Annotated in this window: 19 protein-coding genes; 15 read left to right on the forward strand and 4 right to left on the reverse strand. The window is 55.4% G+C overall.

Annotation, left to right across the window (positions count from 1 at the left end):
* Together dhaL and dhaK are read right to left on the reverse strand one after the other, a co-directional pair.
* A partial coding sequence (gene dhaL, locus G512_RS0109065; protein WP_028481445.1) for a dihydroxyacetone kinase subunit DhaL occupies positions 1-620 on the reverse strand: 620 nt, incomplete at its 3' end.
* A 24-nt stretch (positions 621-644) separates the two neighbouring features.
* Positions 645-1,709 carry a dihydroxyacetone kinase subunit DhaK gene (gene dhaK / locus G512_RS0109070; protein WP_028481446.1) on the reverse strand — a complete coding sequence of 355 codons (1,065 nt, stop codon included), beginning with the start codon at positions 1,707-1,709 and terminating at the stop codon, positions 645-647.
* A gap of 985 nt (positions 1,710-2,694) precedes the next feature.
* On the opposite strand from dhaK, the gene G512_RS0109080 reads away from it, so the two are divergent.
* The 4 genes from G512_RS0109080 to G512_RS0109095 all read left to right on the forward strand — a co-directional run bounded on the left by G512_RS0109080 (position 2,695) and on the right by G512_RS0109095 (position 6,732).
* The gene (locus G512_RS0109080; RefSeq protein ID WP_028481448.1) at positions 2,695-4,095 is read left to right on the forward strand and encodes a tryptophanase; all 1,401 of its coding nucleotides are present in this window, start codon (positions 2,695-2,697) and stop codon (positions 4,093-4,095) included.
* A gap of 78 nt (positions 4,096-4,173) precedes the next feature.
* Positions 4,174-5,445 carry a tryptophan permease gene (mtr, locus tag G512_RS0109085; RefSeq protein WP_036489260.1) on the forward strand — a complete coding sequence of 424 codons (1,272 nt, stop codon included), beginning with the start codon at positions 4,174-4,176 and terminating at the stop codon, positions 5,443-5,445.
* 34 nt (positions 5,446-5,479) lie between these two features.
* Complete coding sequence (gene pdxY / locus G512_RS0109090) at positions 5,480-6,349, forward strand: pyridoxal kinase PdxY (RefSeq protein WP_028481450.1); 870 nt, start codon at positions 5,480-5,482, stop codon at positions 6,347-6,349.
* Positions 6,346-6,732, forward strand: coding sequence for a RidA family protein (locus tag G512_RS0109095; RefSeq protein WP_028481451.1), 387 nt, complete (start codon positions 6,346-6,348; stop codon positions 6,730-6,732). Before pdxY ends, G512_RS0109095 begins: the two co-directional genes overlap by 4 nt.
* A gap of 118 nt (positions 6,733-6,850) precedes the next feature.
* Here the strand turns inward: G512_RS0109095 and G512_RS0109100 are convergent, their stop codons facing one another.
* Positions 6,851-7,750, reverse strand: a complete 900-nt coding sequence (locus tag G512_RS0109100) for a dihydrodipicolinate synthase family protein (protein WP_028481452.1) — start codon at positions 7,748-7,750, stop codon at positions 6,851-6,853.
* A gap of 194 nt (positions 7,751-7,944) precedes the next feature.
* Here G512_RS0109100 and G512_RS0109105 point away from each other — a divergent pair, with 194 nt between their 5' ends.
* From G512_RS0109105 to nagA, 8 genes are all read left to right on the forward strand, one after another.
* Positions 7,945-8,703: an FCD domain-containing protein gene (locus G512_RS0109105; RefSeq protein WP_228130494.1), complete on the forward strand. Its 759-nt coding sequence runs from the start codon at positions 7,945-7,947 to the stop codon at positions 8,701-8,703.
* Positions 8,704-8,738: 35 nt separating this feature from the next.
* A complete protein-coding gene (locus G512_RS0109110; RefSeq protein ID WP_028481454.1) occupies positions 8,739-9,704 on the forward strand; it encodes a DctP family TRAP transporter solute-binding subunit in 966 nt (321 codons plus the stop codon).
* A gap of 94 nt (positions 9,705-9,798) precedes the next feature.
* Positions 9,799-10,281: a TRAP transporter small permease gene (locus G512_RS0109115; RefSeq protein WP_028481455.1), complete on the forward strand. Its 483-nt coding sequence runs from the start codon at positions 9,799-9,801 to the stop codon at positions 10,279-10,281.
* Between the two features lie 2 nt (positions 10,282-10,283).
* Complete coding sequence (locus tag G512_RS0109120; RefSeq protein WP_036489263.1) at positions 10,284-11,558, forward strand: TRAP transporter large permease; 1,275 nt, start codon at positions 10,284-10,286, stop codon at positions 11,556-11,558.
* Between the two features lie 18 nt (positions 11,559-11,576).
* Positions 11,577-12,251 carry an N-acetylmannosamine-6-phosphate 2-epimerase gene (locus G512_RS0109125; protein ID WP_028481457.1) on the forward strand — a complete coding sequence of 225 codons (675 nt, stop codon included), beginning with the start codon at positions 11,577-11,579 and terminating at the stop codon, positions 12,249-12,251.
* Entirely contained in the window at positions 12,251-13,141 is an 891-nt protein-coding gene (locus G512_RS0109130) for an ROK family protein (RefSeq protein WP_051269187.1), read from the forward strand. Before G512_RS0109125 ends, G512_RS0109130 begins: the two co-directional genes overlap by 1 nt.
* A 4-nt stretch (positions 13,142-13,145) precedes the next feature.
* The gene (gene nagB, locus G512_RS0109135; RefSeq protein ID WP_028481459.1) at positions 13,146-13,928 is read left to right on the forward strand and encodes a glucosamine-6-phosphate deaminase; all 783 of its coding nucleotides are present in this window, start codon (positions 13,146-13,148) and stop codon (positions 13,926-13,928) included.
* Positions 13,915-15,081: an N-acetylglucosamine-6-phosphate deacetylase gene (nagA, locus tag G512_RS20505; protein WP_051269168.1), complete on the forward strand. Its 1,167-nt coding sequence runs from the start codon at positions 13,915-13,917 to the stop codon at positions 15,079-15,081. Before nagB ends, nagA begins: the two co-directional genes overlap by 14 nt.
* Positions 15,082-15,127: 46 nt before the next feature.
* Here the strand turns inward: nagA and G512_RS0109145 are convergent, their stop codons facing one another.
* The gene (locus tag G512_RS0109145) at positions 15,128-15,442 is read right to left on the reverse strand and encodes an antibiotic biosynthesis monooxygenase family protein (RefSeq protein ID WP_028481460.1); all 315 of its coding nucleotides are present in this window, start codon (positions 15,440-15,442) and stop codon (positions 15,128-15,130) included.
* A gap of 293 nt (positions 15,443-15,735) precedes the next feature.
* Between G512_RS0109145 and G512_RS0109150 the strand changes: the two genes are divergently transcribed.
* The 3 genes from G512_RS0109150 to G512_RS20510 are packed head-to-tail and all read left to right on the forward strand — an operon-like array spanning position 15,736 to position 18,527.
* Complete coding sequence (locus G512_RS0109150; protein ID WP_036489309.1) at positions 15,736-16,632, forward strand: heme/hemin ABC transporter substrate-binding protein; 897 nt, start codon at positions 15,736-15,738, stop codon at positions 16,630-16,632.
* Positions 16,633-16,638: 6 nt separating this feature from the next.
* Entirely contained in the window at positions 16,639-17,739 is a 1,101-nt protein-coding gene (locus G512_RS0109155; RefSeq protein ID WP_028481462.1) for a FecCD family ABC transporter permease, read from the forward strand.
* Between the two features lie 11 nt (positions 17,740-17,750).
* Positions 17,751-18,527: a heme ABC transporter ATP-binding protein gene (locus G512_RS20510; RefSeq protein ID WP_051269169.1), complete on the forward strand. Its 777-nt coding sequence runs from the start codon at positions 17,751-17,753 to the stop codon at positions 18,525-18,527.
* The last annotated feature ends 101 nt before the right edge of the window (positions 18,528-18,628 follow it).

Genomic DNA, 18,628 nt, shown 5'->3' on the forward strand with positions numbered 1-18,628 from the left:
GTTTCGGCCAGCGCCTTGATCATGATCAGGCTTGATGTTGCACCGGCGTCCTGGTGGCCGATGGAGCGTTCGCCCAGATAAGAGGCGCGGCCCTTGCGCGCCTGCATGGGAATGGTGCCCTTGGCCGCTTCTTCGCCCGCAGCCACCATCTTGTCGAGGGCGGTGGGCAGATCGCTGCCAGCCTCTTTGGCGTCGTTGGCGGCTTTCATGACCGGCCACCACACGTCGCACATGGTCTTGTCGCCGGGCTCGGCCTTGCCGCGCATGACAACGCCGGCCGTGCCGTCTTCCAGCATCTTGATCAGTTCAGCCAGGTCCAGCTCTTCCTTGGTGGCGGTGGAGGTGGCAGCGCGGATGAAGAAGGTGCCATAAAGCGGGCCGGAGGCCCCGCCGATGGAGGACATCAAGGTCATGCCAACGCCCTTCATGATGCCGCCAATGGGCTGGGCCTCAAACGTCGGCAGCTTTTCCATGACCTTGGCAAAGCCGCGGTTCATGTTCAGGCCATGGTCGGCATCGCCAATCTCACGGTCCAGATCGGTCAGGTAGTCCTGCTGCGCGGCGAACTCGGCCGCGCATGCCTTCAACCAACCGAGAATGTGGTCTTTTGTGACTGTCATCTTGGTCTTGTTCCTTGTGTGCTCTTACTTGCCCCAGCGCAGCGACGGCGCCGCCACAGGTGCATCCCACAGGGCGAGCGTGTCCGCATCCGCCTTCAGCAGGGTGATGGAGAAGCCTTCCATGTTCAATGACGTGCAGTAGTTGCCCACCAGCGACCGGGCAACCTTGAAGCCAGCCGCTTCCAGCCCCTTGTGGGTTTCACGATAAGCGCCGAACAGTTCCGATTCCGGTGTGGCGCCCATGCCGTTGACCAGAACGATGAGCTCATCGCCGGCGGCAAAGTCCTCAACGGTGCTTTGTTCTTCGATCCAACTGCCGTCTTCCCGGTTCCAGCTGCGCACGGTGCGGGTGTAGCCGGTGTTGGCCAGAAGTTCCTTCAGCATGTCGGCGACAACACTTTGAACATCGGTGTAAGGGCGGCGTTCAATACCCGGCTCGCCGTGAATGCCGACGCCAAACTCCATTTCGCCATCTGCCAGATCGAACGAGGGCTTGCCGGCGGCCGGCACCACGCAGGCGTCCAGCGCGATGCCGAACGAGCGCGAGCGGTTGTTGAGCGCGCGGCCCAAGGCTTCAATGGCGGCCAGATCGTCACCGCGCTCGGCAGCTGCGCCGAGGAGCTTTTCAATCAGAACCGTGGCGCCCACGCCGCGGCGGCCTGCCGTGTACAGGCTGTCCTTGACGGCGACATCATCATCAATGGTGATGGAGCCAACCGGAATGTCGTCAAAATGCAGCAGTTCAACGGCGGATTCAAAGTTGAGCACATCGCCGGTGTAGTTCTTGATGATGAGCAGGACGCCCTTGTCGGACTTGACGGTCTTGCCACACTCATACATCTGATCGGGGGTCGGGGAGCTGAAGACCTGCCCCGGACAGGCGGCGGTGAGCATGCCTTCGCCGATGAAACCGGCATGCATGGGTTCATGGCCGGAGCCGCCACCGGAAACCAGAGCGACCTTGTCGCCGGCGGTCTCGCGCCAGACATAATATGGCTCGGTGCACAGATTGAGCTGCGGATGAGCCAGTACCAGCCCTTCCATCTGTTCCTTGACCACATCCTCGACCTTGTTGATCAGTTTCTTCATCGCGATCACACTCCCTATACGCACCGCGGACACCTTGAATGGGTCGGCCAATTTGCCTGCATCTGCGGACACAGGTCACCCAAACCCGAATTTCTTGCCATTCCTTCCTAGCACACCTGCCCAATCACGCTCACATCCGGATTACTACCTGATATACGAAAACCGCAATGGTCGGCTTTGAAGCTTTTATAAAAGGCGCTCCGGAAGGGCTGGTACGTCAGATGATGCACGTTCTCGGCGCACAGCGGTTACGACTCAGCATCGTCGTTATTCGGAACAGCAGCCATGAAAACAAAAAAGGCATAGCTGACACGAAGAAGATAGGGAGCAGCCCAAAGGGTGTGGCTTGCGTGAGCACGATTCATCTGTGCCTGCGACATTGTGGACAGAAAGATTTGTGAAGAGAGCAAGAAACGGGCGATTGCGACTGTCTGAGCGGAAGAAATTTGCGCCAAATAGAAACCCTGAGAAATAACTGGAATTTTCGTGTCAATACGAGCCAAATAGGTATTAGTACATGGCCAAATTTAGATATATTTGAGTTGACTTGAGGCGCCTTTACTTATTCAATGAACTCATCTGCTGTCGCTGGGGCATCCTAGCGTAAGAGGTGAGGAGCAGGTCATGAAGCTGAGCGAACTATTTGCTCAAAACCATATTAATGTGTACATGGCATGGTACACGCGAGATATTCGTCTCGCCTATGACTTTCCTGATTCAGCTGCCTGACATTTGAGGCAGATCTTCCCGGCTGACAAATTATGAGAGCGTTATACTTGCGAATACTGCGTTTGTGAGTGCGGGCGAATTGTGTGCCCCACCGAGCTGTTTGCAAGTCGCTGACCGGCAAGATCAGGAAAGGCCTCTTTTTCATTCAACGTTAAAGAGCAGTTCCTCTTGGGAGGGACAGATCTAAGAGACCCTTGCGTGGCAAGTCCGCAAGTGGCGGATGTCCATGCACATCATCTGTGATGAGGAAAATAAAATGAAGCGCATTCCTGAGCCATTCCGCATTAAAATGGTTGAGCCCATCAAAATGACCACTCGTGAAGAACGGGTGAAGGCTCTTGAAGAAGCAGGTTACAACCCCTTCCTGCTGAAAAGTGACGATGTCTACATTGACCTTCTGACAGACTCCGGTACTGGCGCCATGTCCGACTACCAGTGGGCTGGCATGATGATGGGCGATGAGGCCTATGCAGGTAGCCGCAACTACTTCAACCTGCAAAAGTCTGTTGATCACTTCTTCCGCTACAAGTATGTGGTGCCAACTCACCAGGGTCGTGGTGCAGAACAGATCCTGTTCCCGGCTTTGATCAATCGTATGCGTGACGTGCGTGGCGGCGACAAGCCGGTGTTCATTTCGAACTTCCACTTTGACACAACTGCTGCACACGTGGAAATGAACGGTGCAAAGGCCATTAACGTAGTAACGGAAAAGGCTTTTGATACAACAACATACGATGACTGGAAGGGCGACTTCGATCTTCAGAAGCTTGAAGATGAAATTGCCAAGCATGGTGCGAAGAACGTTGCAGCTATCATCACAACGGTAACCTGTAACTCTTCTGGCGGTCAGCCGATTTCACTCGCCAACATGCGCGCGGTCTACGAAATCGCTCAGAAGAACGATATCCCTGTCGTTATCGACTCCGCGCGTTACTGCGAAAACGCTTACTTTATCAAGCAGCGTGAAAAAGGCTACGAAAACCATTCCATCACCGACATCATCCGTGAGATGTACACCTACGGTGACATGCTGACCATGTCCGCGAAAAAGGACCCTCTGGTCAACATCGGCGGTATGTGCGCAATCCGTGAAAAGGAAGAACTCTTCCGCGCTGTTCGGACGCTTTGCGTACCGATGGAAGGCTTCGTGACCTACGGTGGTCTTGCGGGTCGTGACATGGAAGCTCTGGCACGCGGCATGCACGAAGGCGCAGATGAAGACTTCCTGCACTATCGTATTTCTCAGGTGAAGTACCTCGGTGATCGCCTGATGGAAGGTGGTGTGCCAATCCAGTATCCAACAGGTGGCCACGCCGTGTTCGTGGATGCGCGCAAAATCCTGCCGCATATACCTGGGGATCAGTTCCCGGCACAGGCATTGTGTAATGCACTGTACCTGGAAGCTGGTGTACGTCCGGTGGAAATCGGTTCGTTCCTGTTGGGTCGTGATCCGGAAACGGGCAAGCAGAAGGAAGCTCCGCTGGAGCTGGTCCGCCTGACCATCCCGCGTCGTGTCTACACGAACGACCATATGGATTACATCGCGGACGCATTGATCGACGTTGCGAAGAACGCAGACAAGCTCAAGGGCTTTGAGTTCGAATACGAACCGCCGGTCTTGCGTCACTTCACGGCTCGGTTGAAGCCGATCAAGTAAAGCCACTTTCGGGAGGCGCAGAGGGGTCTGCGCCTCCCGTTTCAATTGCTGTGCATTACTTCATGGGAGAGAAGTAAGATGACAAATATTAGCGAGGCCAAAACGGAGACGCCGGCCAAGGCAAGCCCATCCTTTATTGGGGGTGCCATGATTATCGCCGGCACGGCTGTGGGGGCAGGCATGTTCTCCGTTCCAACCGTGAGTGCAGGCATGTGGAGCGTATGGGCAATCTTTGCGCTCGTATTCACATGGTTTTGTATGCTGCACTCCGGATTGATGATCCTGGAAACAAATCTCAACTATCCCGTCGGCTCAAGCTTTGACACCATGGTGAAAGATACCTTGGGCGGGACATGGAATGTGGTGAACAACCTTTCCGTGGCGTTCGTCGGGTATATCCTCTGTTACGCCTATATTTCCGGCGGTGGGTCCATTGTGAACCATACGCTTGATGCAACCCTTGGGGTTGCGCCACCTCAGATCATTGCGGGCTTTATCTTTGCCTTGGGGCTGGGGGCGTTCGTCTGGTACTCTACAAAGGCCGTTGACCGTTTCACCACCATCCTGATTGGCGGTATGGTCATCACCTTCATCATGTCGGTATCTGGCTACACTTTCGAGATGAAAGCGGAAGTATTCTTCGATACGGGCAATGATCAGAGTGTCCTGAGCTACTTCCCCTTCATGTTTGCGGCGCTGCCATTCTGTCTTGCGTCTTTCGGCTTCCACCACAACGTGCCAAGCCTGATGAAGTACTACGGCAAGGAACCGCGCAAGATCGTCAAGTCATTGGCGTTGGGTACGGGGCTGGCATTGTGCCTTTACATCATCTGGCTGTTTGCGACCCTCGGTAACATTCCGCGTCCAGAGTTTGCACAGGTTATTGCAGAGGGCGGTAACATTGGCGTTCTGGTGAATGCACTGGGTCGGACCGTAGAGAATGTCTCGGCTTCTAACCTCTTGTCTGCGTTCGGTAACATGGCCGTGGCGAGTTCTTTCCTGGGTGTGGCACTTGGTCTTTTTGACTTCCTGGCCGATTTCTTCCATTTCGACAACAGTCGAATGGGGCGTACAAAAACGGCAGCAGTGACGCTGATTCCGCCGATTATTGGCGGGCTGTTCTTCCCGGATGGGTTCATCATCGCGATCGGTTTTGCAGGTCTTGCTGCAACGATCTGGGCCGCTATCGTGCCTGCGCTGATGGTGAAAGCCAGCCGTGAGAAGTTTGGCAACAAGCAGTTCCGCGTCTGGGGAGGCACGACACTTGTGTATGTGATTATTGCCTTCGGTGTTCTGGTTGCTGCAAGCCACATTCTTGGAATGATGAACATGCTTCCGGTCTATCCGTAAGCAAGCCCGTTGGCACGATAACGAGAGGTGTAATGTGCAAGGTGTCCTGTCTATCCAATCCCACGTGACATTCGGTCATGCCGGCAACAGCTGTGCCGTATTTCCGATGCAGAGAATGGGGCTGGAGGTCTGGCCAATCCACACAGTACACTTCTCCAACCATACCCAATACCCGCAAGGGTGGCGGGGACGGCCGATGCCAACTGATCAGATTGCAGAGGTTTTCGAAGGACTTGTCGGGCTTGGCGTCCTGTCGGATATCTCTGCGATCGTTACCGGTTATATCGGCGATGCCAGCCAGTGTGACGTGATTGCCGATATCGTGTCCCGGGTTAAGGCAGAAAACCCTAATTGTCTCTATTTGTGCGACCCGGTCATGGGGGCGCCGGACAAAGGCTGCATTGTCAGTGATGGGGTCGCCGAAAGTCTGATTCATAAATTGATGCCTCTCGCCGATATTCTGGTACCCAACCAGTTCGAGCTGTCGCAGTTTGCCGGCAAGCACATCGCGTCCTTGTCTGACGCGGTGGATGCCTGTCAGGTTGCGCGTGAGCTTGGGCCGGATATCGTTTTGGCGAAGCATCTTCACAGCGTGTCGGATGACTGCTTTTCCATGGTCCTTGCGACTTCGGAAGGCCCTTATCTGGCGCAACGGCCGCATCTGGTTTTCGACCGCCAACCTGTTGGTGTCGGGGATCTGATATCAGCGGTTTTCCTGGCCGGCCTGCTCTCCGGCCACAGCCCTGTGGCTGCTTTCGAGCATACCCATAACGCCGTGTATGGCGTCCTACAAAAAACCAAGGCACTGGGTGAATGGGAGCTCCAAACGATCACTGCGCAAAGCGAGTTCGACAATCCAAGCAACCAGTTCCGTGCAAAAAGTATTGAGGAGATAACAATATGACTGCAATCGCAACAAAAGACGCTCCAGCGGCAATCGGTCCTTACGTTCAGGGCGTAACTCTGGGCGAAATGGTAATTACGTCTGGTCAGCTGCCAATCAACCCTGAAACTGGCGAAATGCCGGAGTCCGTTGAAGAGCAGACCCTTCAGTCGCTGAAAAACGCTCTTGCCATCCTCATGGAAGCTGGCTTGTCCGCTCGCGACATCATGAAAACGACCGTTTTCGTGAAGGACCTGAACGACTTTGCCAAGGTCAACGAAGTTTACGGCAAGTTCTTTGACGACAACGAAGCGCCATATCCGGCACGTTCGTGCGTTGAAGTTGCTCGTCTGCCAAAGGACGCAAAGGTGGAAATCGAAGTACTGGCGTTCCCACGTCGCTAAGGCTTCGATGCCGCTCGAGAGGTCACATGTGCCATCATAGCCCGTCTGTGGTGGCGCACGGCAGTGTGACCTTCATCGATGTCTCCGCCAGGACGCTGGCGGAGACTTTTTTATGCGTTCAGCGGGGCAGCCATTGCTGGAAACCGGGTCGGTTGATGGCAGTTTCAATGATGGCCTTTGGGTTCGCGCCACGCAACAGAAACGGCGCTCTGGCCGGGCCGCAGTCCACGCCAAGTGCCTGTAGCGTCGCCTTGCAACCCGGAATCACTCCGGTCTTGAGTATGTCGTTCACATAGGCTTGCGATATGCCCTGCAATTCCCGCAGGGTTTCCATTTCTCCGAGCTCCACCGCTTTGAACAGAGCGGTGTATAGATTGCCGAGAATATTGTAGGTGGTGCCGATGCCGCCATCCACACCAAGAGCCGCTGCTCCGCCAATGATTTCGTCAAAGCCGAAGAAGTAGGTTGCATCCGGTCGTACGCTTTGGATCTGAGAGAGCGCGAACATGTCCGAACTGGTGAATTTCAGGCCAGCTACATTTGGAAGATCCAGCAGTTTGGCAATTTGGTCCGCAGGTGTAGGGCGGCCGGTACGGATCGGAACCTCGTAGACGATCAATGGAAGATCGGTTGCCGCGGCGAGGACGCGATAGTATTCGAAGATCTCTTCCTGTGAGAACGGGTAGGCATGAGGCGGAAGCGCTGAAAGCCCGTCATAACCCAGTTCCTGTGCCCGTTCGGCCAGAGCGATGGATTCGCGCAGGCTCGGTTGGCCGACATGCGCGATGAGCTGTTTGCCGCTGCCGCGGGCTTTGTCTCGAACAACTTCCTGTTGACGGGCCAGTTCCTCAACATTCATCAGGCCGCCTTCACCGCTGCTTCCGCCCACATAGAGCCCGGTTACATTCTGCTTGAGTACATACTCAAGGATGTTTTCCTGCCTTTTTGCGTCAAATTCCCCCTGATCGCTAAAGCCGGTCAGTAGGGCCACGTGCATGCCCGCGAGTTTTTTTGTCATTCCATTTCCACCCAAGATTGTTTAACCGGTGCTCCGGTTATCCTAATTCTCGTCCAATATAAGACCAAAAATAAACATATCGCAACTTTGGTTTGACAAAAAATAATAGATGTAATACCAAAATACCTAATTCGGATGGTGAACTCCTGAATCGCAGGGGCTATAACCAGATCACAACAACTCGGGAGGGTCCTGTGAGTGATCAAGCTGAAAAAGTAATAGGTAAAGACGAAGGGGTTCGTGCGTCCGAAGCCATGGCCAGAATGTTGATCCATGAGATCAAGCTGGGAGCGCTCAGTGTGGGCGATCCATTGCCGACCGAACGAGAACTATGCGAGCGGTTCAACGCGTCGCGTCCGACGGTTCGTGAGGCCATCGCGCAAATGCAAATGAGTGGCTACGCCACATCTGGCGGAGGCAAACGCCCAAGGGCTGACAAGCCCACAGTTGGCAAAATCATCGTTTCCGCCGCCGATCATATTCGCGAAGCATTGGGCGATGCGGAGGGCGGGGCGCAGTTGGAGCAGCTACGCCAGTTTCTGGAATGCGGTGCCATTCGTGAGGCGACCCGCAAAGCCAACAACATGAGCATCGCCAAGATCAAGCAAGCGCTTGATGCAAATTACGCAGCCATTGGAACCGAAGATTTCGGCCGGACAGATATCGCCTTCCATCGCAGCATCTTGTCTGTGGTCGGTAACGCGTTGATCCTCGCGCTGCATGACAATTTCGTAGACCTCATGCTGTCGCATCGTCCTCAGCATACCGACCAACTGGCCCACGACCAGGTTGTCTACGAAGAACACAGGGAGATGTACGAAGCCATCCTGGCAGGAGACGCCGGCAGGGCCTCGGACATTTTGGACCGGCATTTGGAGCGGTCCTATCGATCCCGCCTTTCACCACCAAGCAAGGCCATCGTTAAAGGGGCGGACGACGAAACGTCTGGCTAACGGGGTCCTATCACTTTTCTACAGGGAGGTAGATTATGAAACTCTTCAAAACACTTATGGCGGCGACCGCTTTGGTTGGCCTGGGGCTTGGAGCCGCTGCGGCCCAGACCGAGATTTCGGTCGGTACTCAGGATAACGAAGCATCCTACGTCTACAAGGGCATCATGGCCGCCAAGGACAAGCTGGAAGAGGTTTCCGGTGGCGAGATGACGCTCACCGTTTTCCCAAGCGCGCAGCTTGGCGATTTCAAGACCATGACCTCCCTGATGCAAGCCGGCGAGTTGGGCGCGGTCATCACCGGTTACCCGGACATGAGCTACATGATTCCGGAGTTGAAGCTGATCGGTGCCCCGTATGTGGTTAATAACTTCGACCATCTTCAAGAGATCCTTGACGGACCCTTTGGCGATAAGATGGACGAGGAGTTCATGAAGCGGGGCATCAAGCAACTTGATGTGTGGTACTATGGTACGCGCCACATGACATCCAACAAGCCGATCAACTCCATTGAAGACATGAAGGGCTTGCGTGTTCGCACGCCAAACGTCCCGTTCCTGATTGCATTTGCTGAAAACACGGGTGCATCACCTGCCCCGGTTGCTTTCCAGGAGGTTTATCTGGCCTTGCAGACCAATCAGGTTGATGCTCAGGAAAATCCACTGCCTACCATTGACGCAATGAAGTTCTACGAGGTGCAGAGCCACATCGCACTGACAGGCCATTTCGTTGCTTCTGCTGCGGTCAATCTCTCGGCCAGCCTGTGGCAAGACTTGTCCGATCAGGAAAAGGCTTGGGTGGAAGAAGCCTTCCTGGCCGGTGGTGATGTTGCGGATATGGCGACCATCAAAGCCGAGCAAGACCTTCTGGAGGACTTCAAGGATCGCGGTTTGACCATTACCGAACCAGATCGTGTCCCATTCCAGCAGGCCATGAAGCCTTACTATGACGAACTGGAAGAACAGTTCGGCAAAGGCTCTATTGCAGCGCTGATCGGTAAATAAGATCAATAACTTGAGGCCGGTGCCGACGTGATAACGGTGCCGGCTTTCATATTTCGACAACTGGTCGATCACTGAACGGATCGCGGGCGCGAACATGAATACCAGAAAACAGTACAGTTTGGAGGGCTGCGTTGCGGCCGTCCTGTTCATCATATTGATCTGCGTTGTCATGCTGCAGATCTTGGGTCGTGTTGACTTGTTCACAGCGCCCGTCTGGACCGAAGAACTGGCCCGTTGGATTTGGGTCTGGATGGCCTTCATTGCGGTGGGGGAAGTTGAGCGTACGGATGGCCATCTGCGCATGGAGATGCTGGCAGATCTAATGGGGCCGCGGTTCAAGCTCATCCTTTATACCATTGTTGATATCATCTACCTCGCGGCGACCGCCTATCTGTGCCACATCGGCTACAAGACCATCATGCGGACCTGGTATAACGAGTCCGTCACTCTGCCGTTTACCGACGCAGCTCTTTATGCGTCTTACTTCGTCGCCTCGTTCCTCATCATGTATCGGGTTGCACAGCGGATCTACCGCCACGTGCGCGCGCTGAAATCCGCGCCGGCGGAAGGAGTGTAATCATGACACTGATTGCTGTATGCGCCATATGGTTGGTGATGGTGTTCATTGGCGTGCCCATCGGCATTGCGATGATCTTCGTGTCGCTCGGCTACTTCCTGTATTCCGGTTTTGGTATCAATTTCGCAGCGGAATTGATGGTCAACGGTCTCAATTCCTTTCCCATTCTGGCGGTGCCGTTGTTCCTTCTTGCGGCCGCCATCCTGAACAGCGCCGGGATTACGAACCAGCTCTTTGGTTTTGCGCGGGCGCTTGTGGGGCGTATGCCGGGCGGCCTTGGTCACGTTAACGTGTTGGCCTCTCTGTTCTTTTCTGGCATGTCCGGATCAGCCGTGGCGGATGCGGGCGGGCTCGGAAAGATGGAAATAAAGGCAATGCGTGATGCAGGATATCCGGATGATTTTTCCGGATCTGTGACGGCAGCCTCCTCCATGATCGGGCCTTTAGTTCCCCCAAGCATCACGATGGTGCTCTACGGGGTGATCTCCAACACCTCCATTGGCCAGCTTTTTCTTGGCGGTGTGGTGCCGGGGTTCTTGTGTGCCGGTACGCTGATGATCATGGTCTATGTGTTGGCGCGCAAATATGATTTTCCCAGAGATCGTCCGTATGCAGCCAAGGAAGTGGCTGGTATGTTCGTGCGGTCGTTCCCGGCGTTGCTGACACCTGCCGTGATCGTTGGTGGCATTTTCAGTGGCATGTTCTCTCCCACTGAAGCCGCAGCGGTTACTGTGGTCTATGCATTGTTGATTGACCTGTTCATCTACCGCGAGATGACATTTAAAAAGCTTTGGAACGCCATCTACGAGACGGCATCCACATCGGCGGCCATTGCGACCATCATTGCAGGCGTGAACCTTTTGGGGTTCGTTCTGGCGCGCGAGCAAGCGCCGCAACAAATCGCCTCGCTGTTCCTAGGCTTCATCGACAGTCCGATCACGTTTCTGATTGCCATCAACCTCCTGATTTTTGTGTTGGGCGCATTTATCGAGAGTCTGGCTATCCTTCTCATCGTTGTCCCCATTCTCGTGCCGGTTTCCCTGAGCTACGGGATCGATCCGGTCCATTTCGGCATCATCACCGTGCTCAACCTCATGATTTCAACACTGACACCGCCCATGGGCATGTCCTTGTTCGTGGTCGCCAAGGTGGGTGACATTTCCTACCACAAGCTGGCCAAGGCGATCCTGCCGTGGCTGATCCCGCCCTTTGTGGTGTTGGCCCTGGTTTGTGTGTTTCCGGTACTGGCCACCGGACTGCCGTCCTTGCTGAAGTAGGAAAGGAGCAGGAGCAAGATGCTGGATCAATTGAAAGGGGGGCTGGTGGTTTCCTGCCAGCCCGTGGATGGCGGTCCAATGGATACGCCAGAGATAATCGCCGCAATGGCGCAGGCAGCTGAAATTGGCGGGGCGGACGGGGTGCGTATTGAGGGCTTTGAAAACGTTGCTGCTGTGCGCAGCAAGGTTCGTTTGCCTCTCATCGGGATCGTCAAGCGAGACCTTGAAAACACACCGGTACGAATAACGCCTTTTGTTGAAGATGCCCGCGCGCTCATGGCCGCTGGCGCAGACATTGTTGCGGTAGATGCAAGTGATCGTTGGAGACCTGATGCCTTTGAAGATGTCGTCGCAGCTGTAAAGCAGGAAGGGCGCCTTGTGATGGCCGATTGTGCCACCTTTTCTGACGCACAGCGTGTCCTCGCGCGTGGCGCCGATATCATCGGGACGACGCTGTCAGGCTATACGGAAGAGACGTTTTCTCGCAGTAAGGCCCCAGATCTGGAACTGGTGCGTGCCTGCAAAACGCTGGACTGCTTCGTCATGGCGGAGGGGCGCTACAATACGCCGGATCTTGCAGCGCAGGCCCTTGCTGCCGGTGCGGACTGTGTCACGGTTGGTTCCGCGCTGACCCGCCTGGAGCACATGGTGAACTGGTTTGCAGCACCTTTGAAAGCAGCGGGAGAGCGATGATGGCCTCACTATCGGGTGTTGCGGTAGACCTTGGCGGTACCAAACTTGCTGCGGCGCGGTTCATAAACGACACGCTCGTTGAGCGCCTGCAGGTGCCAACCCCCAGAGATGGCGGCCTTGAGGCAAAGCTGGAGTGTCTGACCGAACTGGTCACCGCGCTTAAGCTTACTGCTGTTGATGCTTTCGGCGTAGCTGTGGCAGGGCGGGTTGACGGGCAAGGCAATTGGCATTCGGTCAATCACAAGACGCTCACAGGCGTTACCTCCGTGCCCTTGAAAGACATGCTGTTGGACCGTGTCGGATGCCCGGCCGTGATCATGAATGATGCGCAGGCCGCAGCTTTGGGCGAAGCGCGATTTGGCGCGGGCAAGGGAGCCGACCCTTGCGGGTTCATAACCGTGTCCACCGGTGTCGGCGGTGGGTTCGTGTTTGGCGGTAACATGCTTGAGGCGCCAAGTGGCTTGCCGGGGCACATCGGGTTCACGCGAAACAGCTACGCCTCGCGGTTTTGCGGCAGCGGACGGTTTGGTACGCTGGAAAGCGTTGCCTCGGGCACGGCCATTGCTCGCATTGCCAAGGATCTGGGTCGCGATATCGACAGTGCCGTTGATGTATTTCGCGCATGGAATGCGGGCGAGGGATGGGCGAAAACCATTGTTGAAACCTCTGCTTGCGCCGTGGCGGAGGCTTGTTGTGACCTAAGAGCGTTGCTGGGACTGGAACGCATTGTAATTGGGGGCAGTGTTGGTTTGGCCTCCGGTTATCTTGACCAAGTCGCAACCGCGATTGCTGGAGAACCGGAATTGTTTCAGGTCGAGGTCAGTCATGCCATACTCGGCCATGATGCCGGTTTGTACGGCGCTTTGAGCCACGCCAAGCGGGAGAGTTGATCCAATGAAAATCCTAATTCACGATACCGCGGAAGCTGCTGAAAAGGACACTGCCCGAAGATTGGCGCAGGCGGTCAACAAGAAGCCCGATAGCGTTCTTGGTCTTGCCACCGGTGGCACCATGACCCGTGTCTATGAAGAACTTGTTGCGCTCTACAATCAAAAGAGAGTGTCGTTTTCCGAAGCGACAACCTTCAATCTAGACGAATATATCGGCCTGCCGGCGGAGCATCCTTGTTCGTATCACACCTATATGCGCGAAGCGCTGTTCAAGCATATTGATATACCGGAAGCAGCCACACATCTACCGGACGGCATGGCGAGCCATCCAGATCAGGCTGCTGCCGACTATGAGGCGGCGATTCATGCCGCAGGCGGCATTGATTTGCAGCTTCTGGGAATCGGCCACAATGGTCATATCGGCTTCAACGAGCCCTCTTCAAGCTTGCAATCCCGGACGCGGGTCAAAACCTTGACTGAAGATACGCGCCGGGCAAACCAGCGCTATTTCGCAAGCTTTGACGAGACACCCATCTACGCCATTACCATGGGCATTGCTACGATCATGGATGCGCGTGAATGCCTGCTGTTGGCGACGGGCGCAGGGAAAGCTGATGCTGTCGCGGCGATGATCGAAGGGCCAATGAGTGCCAATTGTCCGGCCTCAGCCCTGCAGATGCATCAAACGGCGACCATACTATTGGATTCTGAGGCGGCGAGCCGTCTGGCGAACCGTGCCTACTATGAGTATGTCCACCCAAAGGGAGATGACAGTGTCCAGCTCTGATAAGAAAACGGGCGTTCAACGTCTGCATGCGGAACGGCTCATCGATGGCACGGGTCAGCCGGGACGTGCCAATATGGTCGTGGAGGTGGACGGGGATCGGATTGCGGCTGTTTATCCTGCTGCGGCCGCCCCTGCCAACATCAAGTTTGATGCCCATGCCGAAATTCTGACGCCGGGTTTCATTGATATTCAGATCAATGGGGCGCTGGACATTCAGTTCAATGATCAGCCGGATGTAAAAGCGGTAAGAGCCATTTCAGATGGAGCCCGCGCCGGTGGTACCGCCTATACCTTGCCAACGTTCATCACCGCGCCGGGACAGGATTTTGTCAAGGCCATGAGGGCCGTGGAAGAGGCCATTGAGCAGCATGTGCCGGGTATTTTAGGCATGCATCTTGAAGGACCGTTTCTCTCAAAGGAGCGATCCGGTATTCATCCCAAAGGGTGCGTACGCGGGTTGAACCCTGAAGATATGGCGCAGTTGACACAGGCGACGACTGGTATTCGCTTGATCACGCTGGCTCCCGAAGAACAGACCCCAGGCACTGTAAAGACTTTGGTGGAGAGCGGGGCAGTTGTGTTTGCTGGGCACACTCAAGCCACGTACGAACAGGTGCAGGCGGCGATGGCCGAAGGGCTCAGTGGTATGACACACCTGTTCAATGCCATGTCCCAAATCACCGGGCGTGCACCTGGTGTCGTGGGCGCCGCACTCGCCGAGTCTGCTGCTTATGCAGGCATTATCGCGGATGGTTATCACGTGCATCCTGCCAATCTCCTGTTGGCGGCAAAGTGTAAGCCGGATCATCTGTGCCTGGTGACGGATGCCATGTTGACCCTTGCGGGCACGCGCCGTTCCTTCGACCTTTATGGCAAGGAAATTTTTCTGGCTGAAGGTCGCTTGACGGATGCTAGCGGCACCCTCGCCGGCGCCCATCTTGCGATGGATGATGCCGTTTGCCTGATGCAAGGCTTCACCCACTTGCCCTTGGAAGCAATCGTTAAAATGGCAACGCACAACCCAGCAAGTGCCCTCGGACTGGCTGATGATCTCGGCCTCATCAAGCCGGGGTACCGCGCCGGATTGACCTTCCTGGATACCGCCTTGGATGCAGTATCGGTGATGTGTGATGGGGAACTCTACGCGCTTTGAGATGAGCCAACAGGAGAGCCCTCTCCTGTTGGACTTTGCTGAGAAACTAGCGTTTCTCGGTCAGGATGATTTCGAAACCTTCGAAATGCGGTCCTTCCAGATACATGTGTTTGCGCTCGCCTGCGCCTTTGTGGGCATTGCGGAAAGCTTCTGAACGTGTCCAATTAATGAAGTGTTGCTCGCTTTCCCACAAGGTATGCGAGGCATAGAGGGTGTGGTCGTCGAACTTCGCGCCCTTGAGCATGTGAAACTCAAGATATCCCGGCACCTCTGCCAAGTGGCGTTCCCGGTTTTTCCAGGTTGTCTCGAATTCTTCTTCCGCTCCGTGGACGACTTTGAAGCGGTTCAGTGCAATATACATCGTCGATAGTCCTGCTGTGCGAAGTTGCGAAGCCCTCCTCACAAGAGGGAGGGGCCTCGATTTTCGTGCGCTTTGGGTGCACGTGATCCCTTAGAAACCTGTCCGATGGTGGGCGTTTTGCCACCGATTTGCCCGTAGAATCACGGAGCAAAACAAAGACGTTGATTTCCTATAAAAACATGAGTATTTAAGTCAAGAAAATACTTGCGAGTCACTCGCAGGTCGTCGCTCAGGTGCGAATTGAGGCTTCTCAACTCAACCCCAAGCTGGAAACAGATTGTGTGGATGAACTCATGGACCTAACGACAACCTGCTCCCGTTTCACGAAATCCGTTTGTTTTGGTTTGGCGGCCGCCCTTGGCCTACTTGCGCTTCCTCAGGCTTCATTCACCGCGCAGGCGCAAGAAGGATCGAGGGTGGTCGCTGTCGGATCATCGGCAACGGAAATCGTATATGCGCTGGGGCAGCAACATCGATTGGTTGCCGTTGATACCACGAGCACCTATCCCGAGGCTGCCACCGAGCTTCCCGACGTTGGATACATGCGGGCGCTCAGTGCAGAAGGGCTGTTGTCGGTGGAGCCGGATCTGGTCCTGATGATGGAAGGGTCGGGACCCGCAGCCACGCTGGATGTACTCAAGGCCTCATCAGTTCCATTGGTTGCTGTCCCTGAAGGCTTCACCAAGCAAGCTGTGCTTGAAAAGATTGAGGTCATCGGTGAGGCGTTGAATGTTCCGGACAAAGCCAAGGCCTTGAGTGAAACCGTGGCGGCGGATCTGGACGCCGCAATAGCTGAAGCTGCTGATACATCCACGAGGCCGCGTGTCATGTTCGTTCTCTCCATATCAGGAGATCGCCTCACGGTATCTGGAACCAATACGGCGGCGGACGCAATTATAGAGTTGGCCGGAGGCGTCAATGCCATGGACAGCTTTGAAGGCTATAAGCCGGTGGTCACCGAGGCTCTGCTATCTGCGCGGCCCGATGTGGTCCTGATGATGACGCGTCATGGCGCAGAGGATATGAAGGACGCGATGAACCGTGTGCCTGCTCTGGATCAGACCCCTGCCGGTCAAAACGAAGCCTATATCGCGATGAAGGGCTCGTATTTGCTGGGATTTGGACCGCGCACTGCGGATGCAATCCGCGAGCTGTCAAGTAAACTCAAGAAGCTAACTCCGGAAGGCTGAGCGGAAATGGCGGCAATCTCAGAGTATCAGGAACGCCGTTCAGAACCTTCAGGCTGTGCTGCAAGATCCCGTCAGTTCTGGCGAACCTATTGTTTGCCTGTCCTGTTTGTTTTGTGCGGATGTGTTTTGTTGGCATCCATGGCGAGCGGCCCAACTTCGGTGAGTTTTACAAGTTTGGGCAGATGGTTTGCCTCGTTATTTGGCGGTGAAGCACTTTCCCTTCGCGATCATGTTGTTTTGTTTGACATTCGGATGCCGCGAACGCTGCTCGGGGCTTTGATTGGTGCGGCCCTCGGGGTGTCTGGTGCCATGATGCAGGGGCTGTTTCGCAACCCGCTGGCTGATCCGGGATTGATTGGCGTTTCCGCAGGATCCAGCCTTGCGGCTGTTGCAGCCATCGTTTTGGCCGGGTATCTGCCAGCGGCTATCGCTTCACTTGTCGGAACTTACCTCTTGCCGCTTTCAGCATTTGCAGGCGGTCTGGTTACCACGTTGATCCTTTACAAGGTTTCGACACGCGGTGGAGAAACCTCCATAGCCACGATGCTTTTGGCCGGGATTGCTCTTGGCGCGCTAACGGGGGCCGTAACGGGCCTTTTGATATTCAAGAGCGATGACAGCCAACTGCGTGACTTCACGTTTTGGAGTATGGGCAGTCTGGGCGCGGCGACCTGGCAACGCGTCTGGTCCATTTTGCCCTTTATCCTCGCGCTGCTCGTTGCCATGCCATTTCTCAGCCGGGGGCTGAACGCGCTGCTGCTCGGGGAAGCGGAAGCTTTTCACATGGGCTATGATACTCAAAAGCTTAAACGAATTTTAATTGTGGTGGTTGCGGCAGCTACAGGCGCCGCCGTGTCGGCTGCCGGGGCCATCGGTTTTGTGGGCATTGTTGTCCCCCACTTGTTGCGCCTTTTGATCGGGCCTGATCATCGCCTCTTGTTGCCCGGCTGCGCACTTTTGGGCGCCTCGCTTCTGGTCGCGGCGGACATGGTCAGTCGCAGCATTGTCGCGCCGGCTGAACTGCCGATTGGCATCATCATGGCTGTAATTGGCGCACCTGTATTTCTGTCGATCCTTCTTGGGCGACGGTCTTTGATCAGCTTGTGAGGAGAAGCAAAATGTTTTCCACGCAAGGTGTCGGTGTTCGCCGGGGCGGCAAAATGCTTTTGGAAGAGGTGAACTTTCATGCAATGGCCGGTCGATTTACAGCAATCATAGGCCCCAATGGCGCTGGCAAGTCGACCTTGCTCAAATGCCTCAGCGGCGAGATTACGCCCGAACAAGGGCGCGTCATGATGGAAGGCTCTCCGCTAACGTCTTATCGAAGCGAGGAAATTGCTGCCCGTCGGGCTGTGCTGCCGCAGGTTTCCACCCTGTCGTTTCCATTCACCCTACGTGAGGTTGTTGGGCTTGGCATTCGTTCGGGCGCTTCGGCCCAGCCAATTCATGACCCGGAGGCTCGGATTACGGAGGCGCTCCATCGGGTTGGATTGGGCTACTATCCTGACCAGCTTTATGCCCTGTTGTCAGGGGGAGAAAAACAACGGGTCCAACTGGCGCGGGTGTTGTGTCAGGTCTGGGAACCTGTGCTGGATGGAGCGCCCTGCGCCCTGTTCCTGGATGAGCCGACCTCCAGTCTTGATCTCAAACACCAGATTGATGTTCTGAACTTGGCACAAACCTACGCCAAAGCCGGTGGCTGCGTGATCGCAGTCCTCCATGATATTGATTTGGCAAGCGTTTATGCCGATGAGGTGGTGATCCTCAAGCAGGGCCGGGTCTACGCTACCGGGTCCCCTGAAAGGATTATCGACCGGCCGATGCTCAAGGAGGTGTATGGCTTGACTGACGAGATGATCGACTTGAAATGGAAGGCGTCTCTGGTCGGTGCGTGATCTGCGTCGCCGTAATTGGTGCGAATGCAAGGAAAGCCGTACCCCGAAGCGGGGATACGTAGCCAAATATGTACGTCCCAAGCGGGTATCAGGCACGCTAG

The organism is Pseudovibrio exalbescens DSM 16456 (assembly GCF_000422785.1).
Classification (GTDB): domain Bacteria; phylum Pseudomonadota; class Alphaproteobacteria; order Rhizobiales; family Stappiaceae; genus Pseudovibrio; species Pseudovibrio exalbescens.